This is a genomic window from Streptomyces sp. NPDC004051 (genome assembly GCF_053604275.1).
This window is the reverse complement of record NZ_JBSGHG010000030.1, coordinates 1-18,941: the sequence shown is the minus strand read 5'-3', so window position 1 is coordinate 18,941 and position 18,941 is coordinate 1. Positions and strand designations below refer to the sequence as shown.

Below are 18,941 nucleotides of genomic sequence, written 5' to 3'. Positions count from 1 at the left end.
GGCTACTCCCGTCCGAGGGGTCTCAGTTCGTATTTCGGATTGAACAGCACCCGGCGACCCCTGCTCATGGCGATGCGGCCCGATGCGATCAGCTTGCGCCCCGGTTCGATCCCGAGGATGGAGCGCCGGCCGAGCCACACCACGTCCAGTGCGGCGGAGCCGTCGAACAGTTCGGCCTCCAGTGCCGGGACTCCCGCGCGCGGCCGCAGCGTGACCGTGCGCAAGGTACCAGTAACCGTGACGATCTGCCGGTCCTGGCAGTCGTCTATCCGCGTGCAGCCCGCGGTCTCCGTGTCCTCGCGCAGCTCCTCGGACTCCAGGTCCTCCTGTGACGAGGAGAGCCGATCGAGCATACGCCGGAACCGGCCCGCCGGTTTGCCCGAGCGAGGAACAGCACTCATGCCTGAAAGCGTACCGGGGTGCTCCGACGGTTACGTACCCCCTGGTGACCGGGCTCGAACCGCCGGGCGCGCGTTCACCGGGGCGTGCGCTCACCGCTCGAAGCGGTAGCCCATGCCCGGCTCGGTGATGAAGTGCTTCGGGTGGGACGGGTCGGCCTCCAGCTTGCGGCGCAGCTGCGCCATGTACACGCGCAGGTAGTTGGTCTCCGTTCCGTACGAGGGCCCCCAGACCTCCTTCAGCAGCTGCTTCTGCGCGACCAGGCGGCCGCCGTTGCGCACCAGCACCTCCAGCAGGTGCCATTCGGTGGGGGTCAGCCGTACGTCCTTGCCGTCCCGGTGCACCTTCTTCGCGGCCAGGTCGACGGTGAACCCGTCGGTCTCCACCCTCAGGTCGTCCTCGCCGGAGGGCTCGGCCCGGCGCACCGCGGCGCGGAGCCTGGCCAGCAGCTCGTCCATGCCGAAGGGCTTGGTGACGTAGTCGTCGGCTCCCGCGTCGAGCGCCTGCACCTTCTCGTCGGAGGCCTGCCGGGCGGAGAGCACCAGGATCGGCACCCGGGTCCAGCCGCGCAGGCCCCTGATCACCTCGACGCCGTCCATGTCGGGCAGGCCCAGGTCGAGGACGACCACGTCGGGGTGGCGGGCGGCGGCCAGGCGGAGGGCCTCGGCACCGTCCTGGGCGGCGTCGACCTCGTACGAGCGGGCCTTGAGGTTGATCACGAGGGCGCGCACGATCGCCGGCTCGTCGTCGACCACCAGCACACGGGTCATGAGGACTGCCTTTCAGGTCTTTCAGGTCGTTCAGGTCGTTCAGGTTCTGCGGGACGGGCCGGCTCCGGCGAGGTGCCCGCCGCGCGGAGGGTCAGCGTCATGGTGAGGCCGCCCCCGGGGGTGTCGTCCGCGTTCAGGGAGCCGCCCATGGCCTCCACGAAGCCGCGTGCCACCGCCAGGCCGAGGCCGACACCGGCACCGCGCGGGGCGTCACCATAACGCTGGAAGGGCTCGAAGATGCGGTCCTTCGCGTCGTCGGGGACGCCGGGGCCGCGGTCGACCACCCGCACCTCGACCCGGTCGGCGAGCGCGCTCGCGGCGACCAGGACGGTGGTGCCGGGCGGAGCGTACTTGACGGCGTTCTCGACCAGGTTGGCCACCGCCCGCTCCAGCAGTCCGGGGTCGACGGCGACCATGGGCAGCGTCTCCGGGATGTCCAGGGCGACGCTGCCCTCGGGGACCCCGCCGAGGGCCATGGGCACCACCTCGTCGAGGTCGAGTTCGCGGATCAGCGGGGTGACCGTGCCGGTGTTCAGCCGGGACATGTCGAGCAGGTTCCCCACCAGGTGGTCCAGCCGGTCGGCGCCGCCCTCGATGCCCTCCAGCAGCTCGGCCCGGTCCTCGGGCGACCAGTCGACGTCCTCGGAGCGCAGCGAGGAGACCGCCGCCTTGATCCCGGCGAGCGGGGTGCGCAGGTCGTGGCTGACGGCGGCCAGCAGGGCGGTGCGGATGCGGTTGCCCTCGGCGAGGGTGCGCGCCCGGTCGGCCTCGGCGCGCAGCCGCCGGCGGTCCAGGGCGGCGGCGGCCTGGGCCGCGAAGGCGCCCAGCACCCTGCGGTCCTCGGCGGGCAGGACCCGGCCGGTCAGTACGAGTGCCATGTGGTCCCCGACCGGAACGTCCACGTCCGCGTCGTCGGGCCGTTCGAGGACCGGTCCCGTGCCGGCCTGCCCGGCGCAGGTCCAGGGCTCGACGTCGCCGGCGCGTTCCAGCAGCGCCGCCGACTCCATGCCGAAGGTCTCGCGGACCCGTTCCAGCAGCGCCTCGAGACCGGTCTCGCCGCGCAGCACGTTGCCGGCCAGGAAGGAGAGGATCTCCGACTCGGCGCGCAGCCGGGCCGCCTGATGGGTGCGGCGGGCGGCGAGGTCGACCACGGACGCCACCGCCGCACCGACGGCGACGAAGATCACGATGGCGACGATGTTCTTCGGGTCGGAGATCGTCCAGCGGTGCAGGGGCGGGGTGTAGAAGTAGTTCAGCAGCAGCGAGCCGAAGGCCGCCGAGGCCAGGGCCGGCCGCAGGCCGCCGAGCAGGGCCGCCGCCACCGTCAGCGCCAGGAACAGCAGCATGTCGTTGGCCAGGCCCGGGTCGAAGGCGTTGAGCAGCACGGCCAGCGCCGCGGGGCCCGCCACCCCGACCGCCCAGCCCCACGCCACCCGGGACCGTCCGAGCCGGGCGCCCCGGGCCACCGGCAGTCCGCGTCCCTTGGCTATCGCCTCGTGGGTGACGATGTGCACGTCCAGGTCGGGACCGGAGTCGCGCGCGACGGTCGCGCCGACGCCGGGGCCGAAGACGTACTGCCACGCCTTGCGGCGCGAGGAGCCCAGCACGATCTGGGTGGCGTTCGCCGCGCGCGCGAAGGCGAGCAGGGCGGCCGGGATGTCGTCCCCGACGACGTGGTGGAAGGTGCCGCCCAAATTCTCCACCAGGGTCCGCTGTTCGGCCAGCTCCCCCGGCGAGGCGGCGGTGAGCCCGTCGCCGCGGGCGATGTAGACCGCGAGCACCTCTCCCCCGGCGCCCTTCTCCGCGAGCCGCGCGGCACGGCGGATCAGGGTGCGGCCCTCGGGCCCGCCGGTCAGGCCGACCATGATCCGCTCACGTGAGCCCCAGATGGCCGAGACGTCGTGCTCGCTGCGGTACCGCTGCAGGTACTCGTCGACCCGGTCGGCCACCCACAGCAGCGCGAGCTCCCGCAGCGCGGTGAGGTTGCCGGGGCGGAAGTAGTTCGACAGGGCCGCGTCGACCTTGTCCGGCTGGTAGACGTTGCCGTGCGCCATCCGGCGGCGCAGTGCCTCGGGCGTCATGTCGACCAGCTCTATCTGTTCGGCCCGCCGCACCACCTCGTCCGGCACGGTCTCCGACTGCCGTACGCCGGTGATCGACTCCACGACGTCGCCGAGGGACTCCAGGTGCTGGATGTTGAGGGTCGACAGCACGTCGATCCCGGCGGCCAGCAGCTCCTCCACGTCCTGCCATCGCTTGGCGTTGCGCACCCCGGGCACGTTGGTGTGCGCGAGCTCGTCGACGAGGACCACCTGGGGGCGGCGGGCGAGGACGGCGTCGAGGTCCATCTCGGGGAGGACGGCGCCGCGGTGCTCCAGCTCCTTGCGCGGTACCTGTTCGAGGCCGTCCAGCAGCGCCTTGGTGCGCGGCCGGTCGTAGTGCTCGACGAACCCCACCACGCAGTCGGTGCCCCGCTCGACACGGCGCTGCGCCTCGGAGAGCATCGCGTACGTCTTGCCGACGCCCGGTGCCGCGCCGAGGTGGATCCGAAGTCTGCCGCGTCCCATCGGACCTCTTTCGAGGGAACCACCGGCTTCAGCCGGTGGGGGAATCGAATCCCTGATGTACGTCTCTGGTGTCCCGCAAGGGATCGGTTCGGGCTGGACCGCAACCCTCGGGTGGGAAGCACCCTTCCTCCGGAAGGGGAGCGGAGTCACGTCCTCATTGTCTTCCGGTCCGAGGGCAGCGCTGTCCGGGTGGCCCCCGCTGCCCATGCAGAGTCGACCCTACGGTCGTCCGGCGCGGCGAAAGGTGCTGGTCGGGGTGGGGAGCGCGTCCTTGACGGAACCCTGACGGGAGCCGAGGGACTCGGCTGAACGCCGCCGGTCGGCTGTCAGGGACCGTCAGGGTTCGACGATCTCGCCGTCGCCGAGTTCCAGGACGCGGTCGGCGAGGTCGAGCAGGGTCGCGTCGTGCGTGGCGACGACCGCGGTGACCTGTTCGCTGCGCACCACCGCGCGCAGCAGTTCCATCACGGAGTGCCCGGTCTCCGCGTCGAGCTGACCGGTCGGCTCGTCGGCGATGAGCAGGGCCGGGTCGTTGGCGAGGGCGCGGGCGATGGCGACCCGCTGCTGCTGGCCGCCGGACAGCTCGCCCGGCCGCTGTGCCGCGTGGTCGGCGAGGCCCACCAGGGACAGCAGCAGGTCCACGCGTTCCTCGCGTTCGCGCGGGTCGGCGCGGCGCAGCCGGAGCGGGACCCCCACGTTCTCGGCCGCGGTGAGGATGGGGATGAGCCCGAAGGACTGGAAGACGAAACCGATCCGGTCCCGGCGCAGCGCGAGCAGCCCGTTCTCGTCCAGGCCGGCGAGGTCGAGCCCGTCGACGGTGACCCGCCCCTCGTCCGGGGTGTCGAGGCCGCCGACGATGTTGAGCAGGGTGGTCTTGCCGGATCCCGAGCGCCCCTTGAGGGCGACCAGCTCACCGCGCGGCACGTCGAAGGAGACACCGCGCAGGGCGTGGACCGCGGCGGCTCCGGTGCCGTAGGACTTGTGCACGTTCTCGACGCGCACCATGGTCTCGGTGGCCACCTGGCCGACCGCCTGGCTCATTCGCCCGCCCTTCCCCGGGTACCGGTCGCGCGCGTCGCCGCCGGACCGGGTCGCCAGTATCGCTGCCGGGGGCCCTGCCGATCAACGGGTCGGAGCGGACGGGACGGGCAGGGGCCGCACCCGGTCGGGTGCGGCCCCTGCTCCGCTCTGCTGAACTCGACGGGCTCAGCGGACCTCGGTGATCTCCGGGCCGCGCGCCAGCTGCCCCATGCCGCCCGCGAAGCGGGAGCCCTCGGGGCTCTCGTCCTGCTGCACGCCCTCGGGGACCATCTGGGCGTCGTCGGGCAGCTTCAGGACGATCGGGTCGCGCGGCGCCATCGGGCCGTCCCCGCGCACCACGACCGTGTCCCGGAAGATCTGCTCCAGCAGTCCGGCGGCCTGCGGCTGCACCGCGCCCTGACCCGAGATCACCCCGCGCAGGAACCAGCGCGGGCCGTCCACGCCGACGAACCGCACGACCTGGAAACCGCCCGTGCCGTTCGGCAGTTGCACCGGCACCTGGGCGCGCAGCTCCCAGCCCAGCGGACCCTCGACCTCGTCGATGATGCCGCCCTGCTGGGTGATGCCGGAGGCGATCTCCTCGCGGACCTCGCCCCAGATGCCCTCGCGCTTGGGGGCGGCGAAGCCCTGCAGCTGGATGGCGCTGTCGTGCAGCACGACGGTGGCCGCGACGATCGCGTCGCCCGCGACCTCGACCCGCAGCTCCATGCCGTCCACGCCGGGCACGAACAGGCCGCCCAGGTCGACCCGGCCCTCGCCGGGCGCGTGCACCTCGGACCTGTCCCAGGGCCCGTCGGGCCGCGGTGCGGGCTCGAGCCTCAGTCGCTCGCGCTCGCCTCCGGCCTCCGTGTCGACACCGTCGACGACCTGCTCGGCCTCGCCGGCCGCGTCCTCGGCGGCATCCCTCTTCTTGCGACGTCCGAACACGTCACTGTCCTTCCCGGTCGGATACGACCGAAGCGTATCGATTCCCACCCGCTGTGCCGCCTTCGGCGGCCTGAACGCTTGTGCCGTTCTTACCTTCCACCGCGGCATGACCGCCGGTGGACCCGAAGCCCCCCTCGGCCCGTACCGAGCGGGGCAGTTCCGCGACCGGCACGAAACGGACCCGCTCGACCTGTTGGACGACCAGTTGGGCAATCCGGTCGAAGCGCTCGAACCGCACGGTCTCGCGCGGGTCGAGATTCACCACGATCACCTTGATCTCCCCACGGTACCCGGCATCAACCGTCCCCGGGGCATTCACCAGGGCGACGCCGCAGCGCGCGGCCAGACCGGATCGCGGGTGCACGAAGGCCGCGTACCCCTCCGGCAGGGCCACAGACACCCCGGTGGGCAGAACGGCCCGCTCGCCGGGCGCCAGTGCGCACGCCTCGGTGGTGCGCAGATCGGCGCCCGCGTCACCGGGGTGCTCGTACGCCGGAAGCGGTACGTCCGGGTCGACGCGCCGGAGCAGTACCCGGAGTTCGCCGCGGCGGGGCTCACTCACGGGTTCACCTCGAAGGCGCGGGCGCGGCGGACCTGGTCGGGGTCGCTCATCGCGGCCCGGATCTCCTCGGGGCGGCCGTGGTCGATGAAGTGGTCGACCTTGACCTCGATGAAGAGCGCGTCGGCGCGGACGGCGACCGGGCCCTCGGGGCCGCCGATGCGTCCGGTGGCGGTGGAGTAGATCTTCCGGCCCGCCACCGCGGTCACCTCCGCCTCCAGGTGGAGCGTGGTGTCGACCGGCACGGGCTGGACGAAGTCGGTCTCGAGCCTGCCGGTCACGGCGATCGTCCGCAGCAGCCAGTTCAGCGAGCCGAGCGTCTCGTCCAGGGCGCTGGCGAGCACCCCGCCGTGCGCCAGTCCGGGGGCTCCCTGGTGGGCGGGCCGCACGGTGAACGCGGCGGTGACCGAGACCCCTTCGCCGGCCCGCGCCTCGAGGTGCAGCCCGTGGGGCTGTTCGCCGCCGCAGCCGAAACACTGTCCGTAGTGCGAGCCCAGGAGCTCACCGGGTGCGGGCGCGTCCGGGTGGCGCACCGGTTTCACGGCATCGGCGGGAGGCTGGAGAACTGAGGAAGTACCACTCACAGGCGCAGACCTTACCCGCGCGTGGGCCGTCTCCCGACACCTGCCAAGCTGGATCCATGCAGCTCTCCGCCGCCCCGTACGAAGAACGCCTGACCGCGCCCCGCTCCTGGTGGCTGATCTCCCTGCTCGCGGGTGTCTCGCTGGCCCTGATCGTGTTGCCGCTCGGCACCCTGCCGATGCTCGGCGGCCTGGCCGTCGGCAGTGCCGCGGCGGCGGTCGTGGTCAGCTCGTACGGCTCGGCGCGCATCCGGGTCGTGGGCGGTCTGCTGATCGCCGGCGAGGCGAGGATCCCGGTGACGGCACTGGGCGAGGTGGAGGTCCTGGACGCCGAGGAGGCCCGTGCCTGGCGCACCCACCGGGCGGACCCGCGCTGCTTCATGCTGCTGCGGGCCTACGTCCCGGGGGCGGTGCGGGTGGAGATCACCGACCCGGAGGACCCGACGCCCTACGCCTTCCTGTCGACGCGCGAGCCGCAGCGGCTGGCGGAGGCGCTGCGGGCGGCGCAGGCCGCCGCCTAGCCGCCGCCCGGCAGGGGCCGGGCGGACAGCGCGGGGCCGGGCGGGCTCAGGGGGCTCCGTGCCCGTCCTCCCCGCCGTTGAACGTGGGCAGGTGCAGGGCCTCGGCCGGGGTCTCGAGGGCCGGGAGTGCGGGCAGGGCGTCCCAGGGCACCTGGGTCGTGCGCAGGTCGGCCTGGATGCGGGCGGCGAGCTTTCTGGTGTCCCTGCGGTTCATGACCGCGCCGACGGCGGCTCCCACCAGGAACGGCATGAGGTTCGGCAGGTTGCGCACGGTGCGCTTCATGATCCGCTGGCGCAGTTCGCGCTTCATGCGGCTGTTCATCGCCGCGTTCACGGTGGAGGGCCTGGCCGCCTCGATCCCGCGCTCCTGCGACCAGGCGTTCAGGTACGCGGTGCTGCGCTGCGCGAGGCTGCCCGCGGGCCGTACGCCGTAGACCTCGTGGAGTTCGGCGATCAGTTTCAGTTCGATCGCGGCGACGCCGGTGACCTCGGCGGCCAGCTCCGTGGGCATCGCGGGCGGCACGGGCATCATCGCCGCCGCGCCGACTCCGGCCCCGACCGTCGCCGTGGCTCTCGCCGCGCCCGCCACGAGCTTGTCCGCGAGCTCCTCCGGACCAAGCCCGGGGAACTGCCTCCGCAGCGTCTGCAGGTCCCTCACGGGCACCCGCGGGGCCATCTCGATGATCCGGTCCGTGAGGTACGCCAGGCCCGCACGCGCGCGGTCACCGCCCTTGCGGGCGCCTTCCCTGGCCTTGTCCCGGAACGCCGCGGCCCGCAGACGGGCCGCCGGTGCAGTGGGGGTGACCTCCTCGGACACCGGGAGGTCACCCCGGTCGACTGCGAGTTCGAGCGAGGCCGCCCCGGTGTCGGTTGAGCCTCGCTCGTGGTCACGCGTGTCGCGCTGAGGGCCGTGCTGCGGCCCCGAGTCCGCTTCCTTCGAGAAGAAGCGGCGCTTCCGAGGAGGGGTCGAGCCAGTCACGGCCGACCCGCCCTCAGTCGCAGTCGCGGCAGATCGGCTGACCGTTCTTCTCCCGGGCCAGCTGGCTGCGGTGGTGCACGAGGAAGCAGCTCATGCACGTGAACTCGTCCTGCTGCTTGGGCAGGACCCGGACGGCCAGCTCCTCGTTCGAGAGGTCCGCTCCGGGCAGCTCGAGGCCTTCGGCCGCCTCGAACTCGTCGACGTCCACGGCCGAGGCCGACTTGTCGTTACGCCGGGCCTTCAGCTCTTCAAGACTGTCCGAGTCGACGTCGTCGTCGGTCTTGCGTGGAGTGTCGTAATCGGTTGCCATTGTCGCTCTCCCCCTCTGGGTGTATGCGGTGTCTCCAGCGCACTAACGCGTGAGAGGCCGGACTTGTGCCCGACCTGAGGCGGAGATTTTGCCTCACATCAAGGTCTGTTACTCAATCGACACCCAACCGAACCCCTCACGAGTGACCGGCTGGGATGCGATGGGGACCGTACACGGTCCGAACGCGGCACTCCAAAGCCGCCCCACCGTGTACTTCCCGTGATCGGGGCTCCCGAAAACCGGGGCTTTCCCGGCCTTTCGGCAGGTTCACGATCACGGAGGGTGGATGAACCGGGAAACACTCCTGTGAGCGATCCCACACGGGGGCGACGGAGGCACCCTTCGAGGATTCCGCCTGAAGCGAACGCCCCGCGTGTCGGCGACATGATGTCAGATCGGCAGGGTGACCCGCATCACGAGCCCACCCCCCTCACGCGGCTGGGCGTAGATGTGCCCGCCGTGCGCCCGGGCCACCGACCGGACGATGGAGAGCCCCAGCCCGACCCCCTTGTCGCTGCCCGTCCGCTCGGTGCGCAACCGCCGGAAAGGCTCGAACAGATTGTCGATCTCGTATGCCGGGACCACCGGCCCGGTGTTGGCCACCACCAGGACCGCCTGCCCGTGCTCGACCCGGGTGGTGACCTCCACCCATCCCCGCTCGGCCACGTTGTAGCGCACGGCGTTCTGCACCAGGTTCAGCGCGATCCGCTCCAGCAGCACGCCGTTGCCCTGGACGACCGCGGGCTTGTGGTCGCTGCGGATCTCCACGCCCTTGGCCTGCGCCTCGGCGCGCACCTGGTCGATGGCCTGGGAGGCCACCTCGGCGAGATCCACCGGCTTGCGCTCGACGATCTGGTTGTCGCTGCGGGCGAGCAGCAGCAGGCCCTCGACGAGCTGTTCGCTGCGCTCGTTGGTGGCCAGCAGCGTCTTGCCGAGCTGCTGGAGCTCCACCGGCGCGTCCGGGTCGGAGAGGTGCACCTCGAGGAGCGTGCGGTTGATCGCCAGCGGGGTGCGCAGTTCGTGCGAGGCGTTGCCGACGAAGCGCTGCTGGGCGGTGAAGGCCCGCTGCAGCCGCTCCAGCATGTCGTCGAAGGTGTCGGCCAGCTCCTTGAGCTCGTCGTCCGGGCCGTCCAGCTCGATCCGGCGGGACAGGTCGGAGCCCGCCACCGCGCGTGCGGTACGGGTGATCCGGCCCAGCGGCGACAGCACGCGGCCGGCCATCGCGTACCCGAAGGCGAAGGCGATGATCGCGAGGCCGAGCAGGGCGAGGAGGGAGCGGCTGAGCAGGTTGTCCAGGGCGTGCTGGCGCTGCTCGTTGACGCACTCGTTCAGCGCTCTGTTCAGCTCGTTCGCGGGCAGCTCCGGGCTGCGCAGATGGCAGATGTCGCTGCGCACCTGTCCGGAGAGGATCTCGAAGGGCAGGTCACTGCCCACCTTGAGCGCGTTCGCGGCGAACAGGTAGATGATCGACAGCAGCAGGATGCCCGCGATCAGGAACATGCCGCCGTAGAGCAGGGTGAGCCGTATCCGGATGGTGGGGCGCAGCCAGGGAAAAGGCTGTACCGGCCTGCGGGGGTCCCAGGTGGGCTTCGGAGGGGCCTGCGGGGACCCCGGCGCGGGTGTGGGGGCGGCGGCCACGGGATCAGATCCGGTAGCCCGAGCCGGGCACGGTCACGATGACCGGTGGCTCGCCCAGCTTGCGGCGCAGGGTCATGACGGTCACCCGCACCACGTTGGTGAACGGGTCGGTGTTCTCGTCCCAGGCCTTCTCCAGCAGTTGCTCCGCGGAGACGACGGCGCCCTCACTGCGCATGAGCACCTCGAGGACGGCGAACTCCTTGGGCGCGAGCTGGACCTCCTGGCCCTCGCGGAACACCTCGCGGCGGTTGGGGTCGAGCTTGATCCCGGCACGCTCCAGGACCGGCGGGAGCGGCACGCTGGTACGCCGCCCCAGGGCGCGCACGCGCGCGATGAGCTCGCTGAACGCGAAGGGCTTGGGCAGATAGTCGTCGGCGCCGATCTCCAGGCCCTCGACCCGGTCGCTGACGTCTCCGGAGGCCGTGAGCATCAGCACCCGCGTGGGCATGCCGAGCTCGACGATCCTGCGGCACACGTCGTCGCCGTGCACCAGGGGGAGGTCGCGGTCGAGGACGACCACGTCGTAGTCGTTGACGCCGATGCGCTCCAGGGCGGCCGCACCGTCGTACACGACGTCGACGGCCATGGCCTCCCGGCGCAGCCCGGTGGCCACCGCATCAGCGAGCAGTTGCTCGTCCTCGACGACGAGTACGCGCACGTCGCTTGTCCTTCCTCAAGTCCCGCCGGGCGGCGCTCCGAAGCGCACGCGGGCAGGGGGCCGGTGGGTGTGTTGCCTCCATCCTGCCTTTTTCGTCCATAAGTCGGCTGTAAGGCGGGGGCCGCGACCGGGGACGGCCCGCGGGGCGGGGCCGCGACCGGAAACGGACGGTGGCGCGGGGACACATGACGGGGGAAAGTCCGGACGAACGGCACGGGAATACAAGATTTTCTCGTGCGGTGAGGTTTCCCCTGAAGGGAGCCTGGGGAGGACGGGTTTACATCCCGCGATCACGCTCTGCTTGCAGCGTGCCACACCGTGGTACGCCTCAGTCCGTTTCCCGCAGAGCGGACCGGGTGTCCGACGCCGCAGCCCCGAACCGAGCGGCGCCGGTCATCCACCGCAGACGTGATCGTCCCTTTCGAACGGCACGCCGCCGTGCCGTCGACCCACGACCCAGGACGAGGGGGCGCAGCATGGACGCTTTCACCGCAGGACTTCTGCAGCGCATAAGGACGACCGAGTCCGATCTGTCCCGGGCCCGCGACGAGGGTGACGACTTCCTCGTCGAGGTGGAGCAGGGCGAACTCGACGACCTGCGCCGGCTCGCCGCCGAGCACGGTGTGGAGGTCGGCGCGTCCTGCGTCTGATCGCCTCGACCGTGCCGGTACCGGCGGGGTCGGTGCCGTGCGTGAGCGTGTCCGGAGCGGGCCCCGGCGAATCCAGCGCCGGGGCCCGCTCCGTCGTCCTCGGCGGGTCTTCCCCGGCCGTCGGTCGTACCGTTTGTCGAGGTCCGTCAGTCGTGCCAGGCCCCGAAGTCCTCCAGCAGCCGCTGGAGGGGCTCGAAGACGCCCGGGGTGGCCGCGACCGCGAGATCCCATGAGGGACGCTCACCGGGCCGTCCACCGGTCAGCGCGCCCGCCTCCCGGGCGATCAGGTCGCCCGCCGCCAGGTCCCAGGGGTGCAGTCCGCGCTCGTAGTAGCCGTCGAGGCGGCCGCAGGCGAGGTCGCAGAGGTCGACCGCGGCCGAGCCGCCCCGCCGGATGTCGCGCAGGAGCGGGATCAGCCGCTGCGCGACACCGGCCTGGTGGGCGCGGACCTCGGTGACGTAGTTGAATCCGGTCGAGACCAGGGCCTGGTCGAGGGGCGGCGCGGGACGGCAGGTCAGCGTGCGCTCGCCCTCCCAGGCACCGGTGGCACGGGCGCCCCCGCCGCGGACGGCGTGGTACGTCTCCCCGCGCATCGGGGCCGCGACCACCCCGACCACGGTCTCGCCGCCTTGCTCGGCGGCGATGGAGACGGCCCAGGTGGGGAGCCCGTAGAGGTAGTTGACCGTGCCGTCGAGCGGGTCGATCACCCAGCGAATCCCACTGGTGCCCTCGGTCGTGCCGCCCTCCTCGCCGAGGACGCCGTCGTCCGGCCGGTGCTCGGCGATCAGACCGGTGATCAGCTTCTCGGCCGCGATGTCCATCTCGGTGACGACGTCGATCGGGCTGGACTTGGTCGCGGCGACCTCCAGGTCGGCCGGCCGGCCGTCCCGCAGCAGCTCGCCCGCGCGCCGCGCCGCCTCGCGGGCCAGCTCCAGCAGTTCCACGTGCAGGGGGTCGGTCACGGCTCTCCTCACGCGTAGGGGCTGTCCGCGCCCGCGGCGGCGGGCCGCGCGGTGCGGGCCGGGCAGCAGCCCACCGGGCAGAGGTTGTGGCTCGGGCCCAGGGCGCCCAGGGCGCAGGGGGCGACGTCGTCCTGGCCGCGCTCGGTGGCCGCGCGCTCCACGATCAGGTCGCGGATCGCGGCGGCGAACCGCGGGTCGGCGCCCACGGTCGCCGAGCGGCGCACCGGCAGCCCCAACTCCTCCGCCTTGGCCGCGGCCTCGGTGTCGAGGTCGTAGATGACCTCCATGTGGTCGGAGACGAAGCCGATGGGGGCCATCACCACGGCCGGGACCCCGGCCGCGTGCCGCTCCTCGAGGTGGTCGCAGATGTCGGGCTCCAGCCAGGGGATGTGCGGGGCGCCGGAGCGGGACTGGTAGACGAGCTGCCAGGGGTGGTCCACTCCGGTGCGCTCCCGCACGGCGTCGGCGATCAGCCGGGCCACGTCCAGGTGCTGCCGTACGTACGCGCCCCCGTCGCCGTGCTCCTCGACGGGGCCGGAGGTGTCGGCGGAGTCGGTGGGGATCGAGTGGGTGCAGAAGGCGATGTGCGCGCCGTCACGCGCCTCCTCGGGCAGCTCGGCGAGCGAGCGGACGACCCCGTCGACCATGGGGTCCAGGAAGCCGGGGTGGTTGAAGTAGTGCCGCAGCTTGTCGACCCGGGGCAGCTCCAGGCCCTCGGCCGCCAGCGTCTCCAGGGCCTCGGCGAGGTTCTCGCGGTACTGGCGGCAGCCGGAGTACGAGGCGTAGGCGCTGGTCGCCAGGACGACGATGCGGCGGCGGCCGTCGCGGATCATCTCGCGCAGGGTGTCGGTGAGGTAGGGCGCCCAGTTGCGGTTGCCCCAGTAGACCGGCAGGTTCAGCCCGTGGTCGGCGAAGTCCTTGCGCAGCGCGCCCAGCAGGTCGCGGTTCTGTTCGTTGATGGGGCTGACCCCGCCGAACAGGAAGTAGTGCTCCCCGACTTCCTTCAGGCGTTCCTTGGGGATGCCGCGCCCGCGCGTCACGTTCTCCAGGAACGGGACCACGTCGTCCGGGCCTTCGGGGCCTCCGAAGGAGAGCAGCAGCAGGGCGTCGTAGGGGGTGGCATCGAGCTCGTCAGGCATGCCTCGATCCTGCCATCAGGCACCGACAGCCGGGTAACGGCGGGGGCCGACCGGACCACCGGCGGCACGCGGGATACATTAGGGTTACCTAACCAGTAAGCTGTATCGACTGCGGTCGCACCTTACTGGGAGTTCGGTCACCGGGTGTCCGGTCTCGCGCGGTTCCCTCGCGGTCGTCCCTTGCTGAGATTTTCGGAGACCCCGTGCCCCGTCCCTACATCGCCCTGTTCGCCGCCCCCGGCAGCAAGAGCTTCTCGGCCGCCGGGTTCCTCGGCCGGATGCCGCTGTCCATGATGGGCATCGGCGTGGTCACGATGATCTCCCAGCTGACCGGACGGTACGGCCTGGCCGGGGCCCTGGCGGCCACCATCGCCATGGCCGCCGCGGTGGCCGGCCCCCAGGTCTCCCGCCTGGTGGACCAGTACGGGCAGCGGCGGATCCTGCGCCCGGCGACGCTGGTCTCCCTCGCCGCGGCGGCGCTGCTGCTGTTCGCCGCGCACTACGGCTGGCCGGACTGGGTGCTCTTCGTCGCCTGCGTCGGCATCGGCTGCGTGCCGAGCCTCGGTGCGATGGTGCGGGCCCGCTGGGCCGAGCTGTACCGGGGCACCCCGCAGCTGCACACCGCGTACTCCTTCGAGTCCGTGGTGGACGAACTCTGCTTCGTCTTCGGGCCGATCGTCTCCATCGGGCTCTCCACCGCCTGGTTCCCGGAGGCCGGTCCGCTGCTCGCGGCCTGCTTCCTGGCGGTCGGCGTCTTCTGGCTGACGGCACAGCGGGCCACCGAACCCGCTCCGCACCCGCGCGAACGCAAGGGCGGGGGCCGCGGGTCGGCCTCCGGCGGCACGGCGCTGCGCTCCGCGGGGCTGCGGGTCCTGGTGGCCACGTTCGCGGCGACCGGGGCGATCTTCGGTGGCGTGGACGTGGTCACCGTGGCCTTCGCGGAGGAGCGCGGGCACAAGGCTGCCGCCAGTGTGGTGCTCGCCGTGTACGCGCTGGGCTCCTGCACGGCGGGGATCGTGTTCGGGCTGATGCGCTTCGCCGGAGCGCCCGAGCGCCGCTGGCTGCTGGGCGTGTGCGCCATGGCCGTGAGTATGATCCCCCTCCTACTGGTCGGGAACCTGCCGTTTCTGACCGTGGCGCTGTTCTTTGCGGGTCTGTCCATCGCTCCCACGATGATCACGACGATGTCCCTCATCGAAGAGCACGTACCACGCGCGCAGCTCACCGAGGGCATGACCTGGGTGAGCACCGGGCTCGCGGTCGGGGTCGCTCTCGGCTCCGCCGCGTCCGGCTGGGTGATCGACGCGGCCGGGGCGCGTGCCGGGTACGGGGTTCCGGCGGTGGCCGGAGCCGTCGCGGTCGTGGTCGGTTTCCTCGGGTACCGCCGGCTCGAGCGGCCGGCTCCGGGTCGGGGAGGCTCCGTTGGGCAGCACGACGAGCACGAGGAACGGAACATGGCGTAACTGGGGAGGCACCGTCCTCTCCCGTCCCGCGCGGGAGGTCGCGCCGGCCTCCGTCGAGGAGCTGGCGTCGGCCGTGCGCCGTGCCGCCGAGGACGGTCTCCCGGTGAAGGCGGTCGGCACCGGGCACTCCTTCACCTCCATAGCCGCGACCGACGGCGTGCAGATCCGCCCTCATCTGCTGACCGGGATAAGGGACATCGACCGGGCGGCGGGCACCGTCACGGTGGAGGCCGGCACCCCGCTCAAGCGGCTCAACACCGCTCTCGCGCGCGAGGGGCTCTCGCTCACCAACATGGGCGACATCATGGAGCAGACCGTCGCCGGGGCCACCAGTACCGGAACCCACGGCACCGGCCGCGACTCGGCCTCCGTCGCCGCGCAGATCCGGGGCCTGGAACTGGTCACCGCCGACGGCTCGGTGCTGACCTGCTCCGAGAAGGAGAACCCCGACGTCTTCGCGGCCGCCCGGATCGGCCTCGGCGCCCTCGGCATCGTCTCCGCGATCACCTTCGCCGTCGAGCCGGTCTTCCTGCTGACGGCCCGCGAGGAACCGATGCCCCTCGACCGCGTCCTCGCCGAGTTCGACGAACTGCACGCCGAGAACGAGCACTTCGAGTTCTACTGGTTCCCCCACACCGGCAACACCAACACCAAGCGGAACAACCGCAGCGCGGGCCCGGAACGGCCGGTGCACCCCGTCAGGGGCTGGTTCGAGGACGAGTTCCTCTCCAACGGCGTCTTCCAGGCGGCCAACTGGGTCGGCCGCGCGGTGCCCGCGACCGTCCCCGCCCTCGCGCGGGTCTCCAGCAGGGCCCTGTCCGCGCGGACCTACACCGACATCCCGTACAAGGTGTTCACCTCGCCGCGCCGGGTGCGCTTCGTGGAGATGGAGTACGCGGTGCCGCGCGAGGCCCTGGTGGACACGGTGCGCGAGCTGAAGGCCATGGTCGACCGTTCACCCCTGCGGGTCAGTTTCCCCGTCGAGGTGCGGACGGCCCCGGCCGACGACATCACCCTGTCCACGGCCTCCGGCCGCGACACCGCGTACATCGCGGTCCACATGTTCCGGGGCACCCCCTATCGGGGGTACTTCACGGCGGCGGAACGCATCTTCACCGCCCACGGGGGACGGCCCCACTGGGGGAAGATCAACACGCGGGACGCCGATTACCTCTCCCGGGTGTATCCGCGTTTCGCCGAGTTCACGGCGTTGCGGGACCGCCTCGATCCTGAACGCCGCTTCCGGAACGACTATCTGCGGAGGGTCCTGGGCTCGTAGCGGACACGTCCGGTTCCGGGCTCACGGGGGCGCCGGTGTCCTCGCCCCCGGTGCCGTCCGGAGTGCCCGCCGAGGCGTCGTCGCCGTCCGGCGTACCGCCGCCGGAGCCGGTGGCGGCGCCTCCGTCCCGGGGCGTCACGGAGGGCGCGGGCGTCGGCCCGTCCTCGCCGGAGTCCTCGGAACCGCCCGAGGTACCGGGGTCGTTCGACGTCCCGGAGTCGTCGGGGTCACCGGAGTACTGGTCGTCCGAACCGCCGGGATCCCCGGAACCCCCGGAATCCCCGGAGCCGGCCGCGTGCTGACCGGTGACGGCGTTGCCGATGGTGGTGCTGGGCGTGCCGCTGAGGCTCTGGCCCGCGAGGAGTTCGTAGGTGGTGATTCCGGCCATCGTGATCCCGAACACCAGCGCGGTCGCGGCCAGCATCCGCTTCCCGTTCCACCGCACTCCCCTGGCCCGGCCCCGGTACACCGTGCCCTCGGTGAACTCGCCGGGAGCGGGCACGGTCCGCCGTCCGGCCGCTGCGGCGGCCGGACGGCCGGGCCCCACGGCGGCTCCGCGGAACTGCTCGCCGGTGCGCTTGAAGAAGTACTGGAAGAGCGTTCCGCCGCAGGTGGCGACGATGCTCATGACTCCGGCGCCGATGATCGTCCCGTAGACGCCGAAGGAGGAGGCGAGCTGGGCGCCCAGCACCGCGGCCACCGCGCTGCCCGCGACCTGCGGCACGCTCAGGTCGACCCGGGAGCTCTTCGCCTCCCCCTCGGCGCCCGCCTCCCCGGTGACACCCGGCTCACCCGCGACCTCCGGCCTTTCACGCATCCTCGGACCTTGCCCGCCTTCCCGCACGTTCCCTCACATCAGCGATCAACTGCACGACAATGCACACCAAGTCGACGCCCGAACGGAACCATTAGTTCCGTTTCTTGCGGTTCCGTGAAGTACGCCACGCCGGGACCGGGGAAGCCCGGCGGCCGTGGCGCGATGACGGCCGAGCGGCACCTCTTGCCGGAAGTCGGGCGGCGCGCCGATCCACGCACTTGGCCCGAATGGAGTACTGTTGCGAACCCTGGGTCCGGACGCCCTTCAGGGTGCTCCGGCACTTGAGGACCGCCGGGAGGGGGCTAGTTGCACAGGGTGACGCGATTGGTCACTCAGCGTTGCGAATAGGTAACCGTGCCATAACGGCGGTCCAGGGCCCGCGCCCGACACGCCGGGCAACTCGGCAAGGTTGTGGCAGGCTGCACCCGGGCAGGCCACACTCGACTAGCGGAAGCAGCGACGCACGTGACGTCGGCAGGCACCACCCGGGAGGTCCCCATGCCCGAACTGCGTGTCGTGGCCGTCTCGAATGACGGCACACGGCTGGTGCTGAAGGCTGCGGACAGCACGGAGTACACGCTTCCGATCGACGAACGACTCCGCGCCGCCGTACGGGGCGACCGCCCGCGCCTCGGCCAGATCGAGATCGAGGTGGAGAGCCATCTCCGCCCCCGCGACATCCAGGCGCGTATACGCGCCGGCGCGACCGCGGAAGAGGTCGCGCAGATGGCCGGCATTCCCGTGGACCGCGTCCGGCGCTTCGAGGGCCCCGTGCTCGCCGAGCGCGCCTTCATGGCGGAGCGCGCCCGCAAGACCCCCGTCCGCCGGCCCGGCGAGAACTCCGGCCCGCCGCTGGGCGAGGCCGTGCAGGAGCGGCTGCTGCTGCGCGGCGCCGAGAAGGACACCGTGCAGTGGGACTCCTGGCGCCGCGACGACGGCACCTGGGAGGTGCTGCTGGTCTACCGGGTCGCGGGCGAACCGCACTCGGCGAGTTGGACGTACGACCCGCCCCGGCGGCTCGTCCAGGCCGTCGACGACGAGGCGCGTTCACTGATCGGCGAGTCCGACGACCTGGCCGCGGCTCCCGAGCCGAGCTTCCCGTTCGTGCCGCGCATCGCCCGGCTGCCGCGCGAGCGGCAGGGCCTGCCGCCCGGTCACGGGCCCGAGCCCGACGAGGAGCCGGCGGTCGCGGCGGGCGGTGAACGGGACTCGCTCACCAGTCTGCTGGAGGCGGTGCCGAGCTTCCGGGGCGATCTGGTGGTGCCCGAGCGGGCCCCCGAGCCCGAACCCGAGGAGCCCGACTCCGAACCCGAGGCGGAGGAGCCCCCGGCCCCGGCGGCCTCGGCCGGTTCCGCCTACGCGGACGTCCTGATGCCCCGTGCCGTCAGCAGTCACCGGGACCGTCTCGTCGGCTCCACCGACCGTCAGGCGGAGGCGGACGGCGTTCGTCCGGGCCGCCGCGCCGCGGTGCCGAGTTGGGACGAGATCGTGTTCGGGACGCGGCGCAAGAAGCAGGACTGACCGGGATCCGGCACTGAGGTGATCCGGTGCCGGTCGGTTGCCGGTCGGTGCGGAAGGGGGGTGCTTCTCGGGCGCGAGCGAGGCGTTCAACCGTACGTCCGGGGAGGTGTTGATGACACCGAACGCGTTCGGCCCGATGATCCGCATGCCGTACGTACGC

The 18,941-nt window shown here is 72.1% G+C and carries 19 protein-coding genes; 5 read left to right on the top strand and 14 right to left on the bottom strand.

Annotation, left to right across the window (positions count from 1 at the left end; all coding sequences use genetic code 11):
* Nucleotides 1-2: 2 nt before the first annotated feature.
* From ACWEQO_RS25840 to ACWEQO_RS25810, 7 genes are all read right to left on the bottom strand, one after another.
* Nucleotides 3-401: an OB-fold nucleic acid binding domain-containing protein gene (locus ACWEQO_RS25840; RefSeq protein ID WP_361455471.1), complete on the bottom strand. Its 399-nt coding sequence runs from the start codon at nt 399-401 to the stop codon at nt 3-5.
* A 90-nt stretch (nt 402-491) separates the two neighbouring features.
* Nucleotides 492-1,169: a response regulator gene (locus ACWEQO_RS25835; protein ID WP_109380174.1), complete on the bottom strand. Its 678-nt coding sequence runs from the start codon at nt 1,167-1,169 to the stop codon at nt 492-494.
* Nucleotides 1,166-3,736 (bottom strand): ATP-binding protein, encoded by a 2,571-nt coding sequence (locus ACWEQO_RS25830; protein ID WP_452985403.1) that lies wholly within the window; start codon nt 3,734-3,736, stop codon nt 1,166-1,168. Before ACWEQO_RS25830 ends, ACWEQO_RS25835 begins: the two co-directional genes overlap by 4 nt.
* A 336-nt stretch (nt 3,737-4,072) precedes the next feature.
* Nucleotides 4,073-4,777 (bottom strand): ABC transporter ATP-binding protein, encoded by a 705-nt coding sequence (locus tag ACWEQO_RS25825; protein WP_361455477.1) that lies wholly within the window; start codon nt 4,775-4,777, stop codon nt 4,073-4,075.
* 165 nt (nt 4,778-4,942) lie between these two features.
* On the bottom strand, nt 4,943-5,704 hold the full coding sequence (locus ACWEQO_RS25820) for a DUF3710 domain-containing protein (RefSeq protein WP_361455480.1): 762 nt from the start codon (nt 5,702-5,704) through the stop codon (nt 4,943-4,945).
* A 1-nt stretch (nt 5,705) separates the two neighbouring features.
* Complete coding sequence (gene dut / locus ACWEQO_RS25815; protein ID WP_452985402.1) at nt 5,706-6,266, bottom strand: dUTP diphosphatase; 561 nt, start codon at nt 6,264-6,266, stop codon at nt 5,706-5,708.
* On the bottom strand, nt 6,263-6,847 hold the full coding sequence (locus ACWEQO_RS25810; protein WP_452985401.1) for a PaaI family thioesterase: 585 nt from the start codon (nt 6,845-6,847) through the stop codon (nt 6,263-6,265). Before ACWEQO_RS25810 ends, dut begins: the two co-directional genes overlap by 4 nt.
* Nucleotides 6,848-6,903: 56 nt before the next feature.
* On the opposite strand from ACWEQO_RS25810, the gene ACWEQO_RS25805 reads away from it, so the two are divergent.
* Nucleotides 6,904-7,365 carry a DUF3093 domain-containing protein gene (locus ACWEQO_RS25805; protein WP_452985400.1) on the top strand — a complete coding sequence of 154 codons (462 nt, stop codon included), beginning with the start codon at nt 6,904-6,906 and terminating at the stop codon, nt 7,363-7,365.
* 46 nt (nt 7,366-7,411) lie between these two features.
* Here ACWEQO_RS25805 and ACWEQO_RS25800 read toward each other — a convergent pair whose 3' ends face one another.
* The 4 genes from ACWEQO_RS25800 to ACWEQO_RS25785 all read right to left on the bottom strand — a co-directional run bounded on the left by ACWEQO_RS25800 (nt 7,412) and on the right by ACWEQO_RS25785 (nt 10,950).
* Nucleotides 7,412-8,344 carry a hypothetical protein gene (locus tag ACWEQO_RS25800; RefSeq protein ID WP_452985399.1) on the bottom strand — a complete coding sequence of 311 codons (933 nt, stop codon included), beginning with the start codon at nt 8,342-8,344 and terminating at the stop codon, nt 7,412-7,414.
* 13 nt (nt 8,345-8,357) lie between these two features.
* Nucleotides 8,358-8,654, bottom strand: coding sequence for a DUF4193 domain-containing protein (locus ACWEQO_RS25795; RefSeq protein WP_003993510.1), 297 nt, complete (start codon nt 8,652-8,654; stop codon nt 8,358-8,360).
* A gap of 390 nt (nt 8,655-9,044) precedes the next feature.
* Complete coding sequence (locus ACWEQO_RS25790; RefSeq protein ID WP_361455495.1) at nt 9,045-10,292, bottom strand: sensor histidine kinase; 1,248 nt, start codon at nt 10,290-10,292, stop codon at nt 9,045-9,047.
* Nucleotides 10,293-10,296: 4 nt separating this feature from the next.
* Entirely contained in the window at nt 10,297-10,950 is a 654-nt protein-coding gene (locus ACWEQO_RS25785; protein ID WP_109380166.1) for a response regulator transcription factor, read from the bottom strand.
* Between the two features lie 476 nt (nt 10,951-11,426).
* Here ACWEQO_RS25785 and ACWEQO_RS25780 point away from each other — a divergent pair, with 476 nt between their 5' ends.
* Nucleotides 11,427-11,600, top strand: a complete 174-nt coding sequence (locus ACWEQO_RS25780) for a hypothetical protein (protein ID WP_361455498.1) — start codon at nt 11,427-11,429, stop codon at nt 11,598-11,600.
* 146 nt (nt 11,601-11,746) lie between these two features.
* Here ACWEQO_RS25780 and ACWEQO_RS25775 read toward each other — a convergent pair whose 3' ends face one another.
* Together ACWEQO_RS25775 and ACWEQO_RS25770 are read right to left on the bottom strand one after the other, a co-directional pair.
* Nucleotides 11,747-12,562 (bottom strand): inositol monophosphatase family protein, encoded by an 816-nt coding sequence (locus tag ACWEQO_RS25775; protein WP_452985398.1) that lies wholly within the window; start codon nt 12,560-12,562, stop codon nt 11,747-11,749.
* 8 nt (nt 12,563-12,570) lie between these two features.
* Nucleotides 12,571-13,701, bottom strand: coding sequence for a ferrochelatase (locus tag ACWEQO_RS25770; protein ID WP_452985397.1), 1,131 nt, complete (start codon nt 13,699-13,701; stop codon nt 12,571-12,573).
* Nucleotides 13,702-13,904: 203 nt separating this feature from the next.
* Between ACWEQO_RS25770 and ACWEQO_RS25765 the strand changes: the two genes are divergently transcribed.
* Together ACWEQO_RS25765 and ACWEQO_RS25760 are read left to right on the top strand one after the other, a co-directional pair.
* Nucleotides 13,905-15,164, top strand: coding sequence for an MFS transporter (locus ACWEQO_RS25765; protein WP_452985396.1), 1,260 nt, complete (start codon nt 13,905-13,907; stop codon nt 15,162-15,164).
* The gene (locus ACWEQO_RS25760; protein ID WP_452985395.1) at nt 15,124-16,443 is read left to right on the top strand and encodes a D-arabinono-1,4-lactone oxidase; all 1,320 of its coding nucleotides are present in this window, start codon (nt 15,124-15,126) and stop codon (nt 16,441-16,443) included. The genes ACWEQO_RS25765 and ACWEQO_RS25760 overlap by 41 nt, the downstream gene beginning before the upstream one ends.
* Here ACWEQO_RS25760 and ACWEQO_RS25755 read toward each other — a convergent pair.
* Complete coding sequence (locus tag ACWEQO_RS25755) at nt 16,367-17,260, bottom strand: hypothetical protein (protein WP_452985394.1); 894 nt, start codon at nt 17,258-17,260, stop codon at nt 16,367-16,369. The genes ACWEQO_RS25760 and ACWEQO_RS25755 overlap by 77 nt on opposite strands.
* A 498-nt stretch (nt 17,261-17,758) precedes the next feature.
* On the opposite strand from ACWEQO_RS25755, the gene sepH reads away from it, so the two are divergent.
* Nucleotides 17,759-18,781, top strand: a complete 1,023-nt coding sequence (gene sepH / locus ACWEQO_RS25750; protein ID WP_452985393.1) for a septation protein SepH — start codon at nt 17,759-17,761, stop codon at nt 18,779-18,781.
* Nucleotides 18,782-18,941: the final 160 nt, after the last annotated feature.

Bases quoted from the DNA above. Each gene is read 5' to 3' on its own strand.
- ACWEQO_RS25795 (WP_003993510.1), bottom strand. From the start codon at position 8,654: ATGGCAACCGATTACGACACTCCACGCAAGACCGACGACGACGTCGAC.
- ACWEQO_RS25825 (WP_361455477.1), bottom strand. From the start codon at position 4,777: ATGAGCCAGGCGGTCGGCCAGGTGGCCACCGAGACCATGGTGCGCGTC.
- ACWEQO_RS25840 (WP_361455471.1), bottom strand. From the start codon at position 401: ATGAGTGCTGTTCCTCGCTCGGGCAAACCGGCGGGCCGGTTCCGGCGT.
- ACWEQO_RS25805 (WP_452985400.1), top strand. From the start codon at position 6,904: ATGCAGCTCTCCGCCGCCCCGTACGAAGAACGCCTGACCGCGCCCCGC.
- sepH (WP_452985393.1), top strand. From the start codon at position 17,759: ATGCCCGAACTGCGTGTCGTGGCCGTCTCGAATGACGGCACACGGCTG.
- ACWEQO_RS25835 (WP_109380174.1), bottom strand. From the start codon at position 1,169: ATGACCCGTGTGCTGGTGGTCGACGACGAGCCGGCGATCGTGCGCGCC.
- ACWEQO_RS25830 (WP_452985403.1), bottom strand. From the start codon at position 3,736: ATGGGACGCGGCAGACTTCGGATCCACCTCGGCGCGGCACCGGGCGTC.
- ACWEQO_RS25780 (WP_361455498.1), top strand. From the start codon at position 11,427: ATGGACGCTTTCACCGCAGGACTTCTGCAGCGCATAAGGACGACCGAG.
- ACWEQO_RS25770 (WP_452985397.1), bottom strand. From the start codon at position 13,701: ATGCCTGACGAGCTCGATGCCACCCCCTACGACGCCCTGCTGCTGCTC.
- ACWEQO_RS25755 (WP_452985394.1), bottom strand. From the start codon at position 17,260: ATGCGTGAAAGGCCGGAGGTCGCGGGTGAGCCGGGTGTCACCGGGGAG.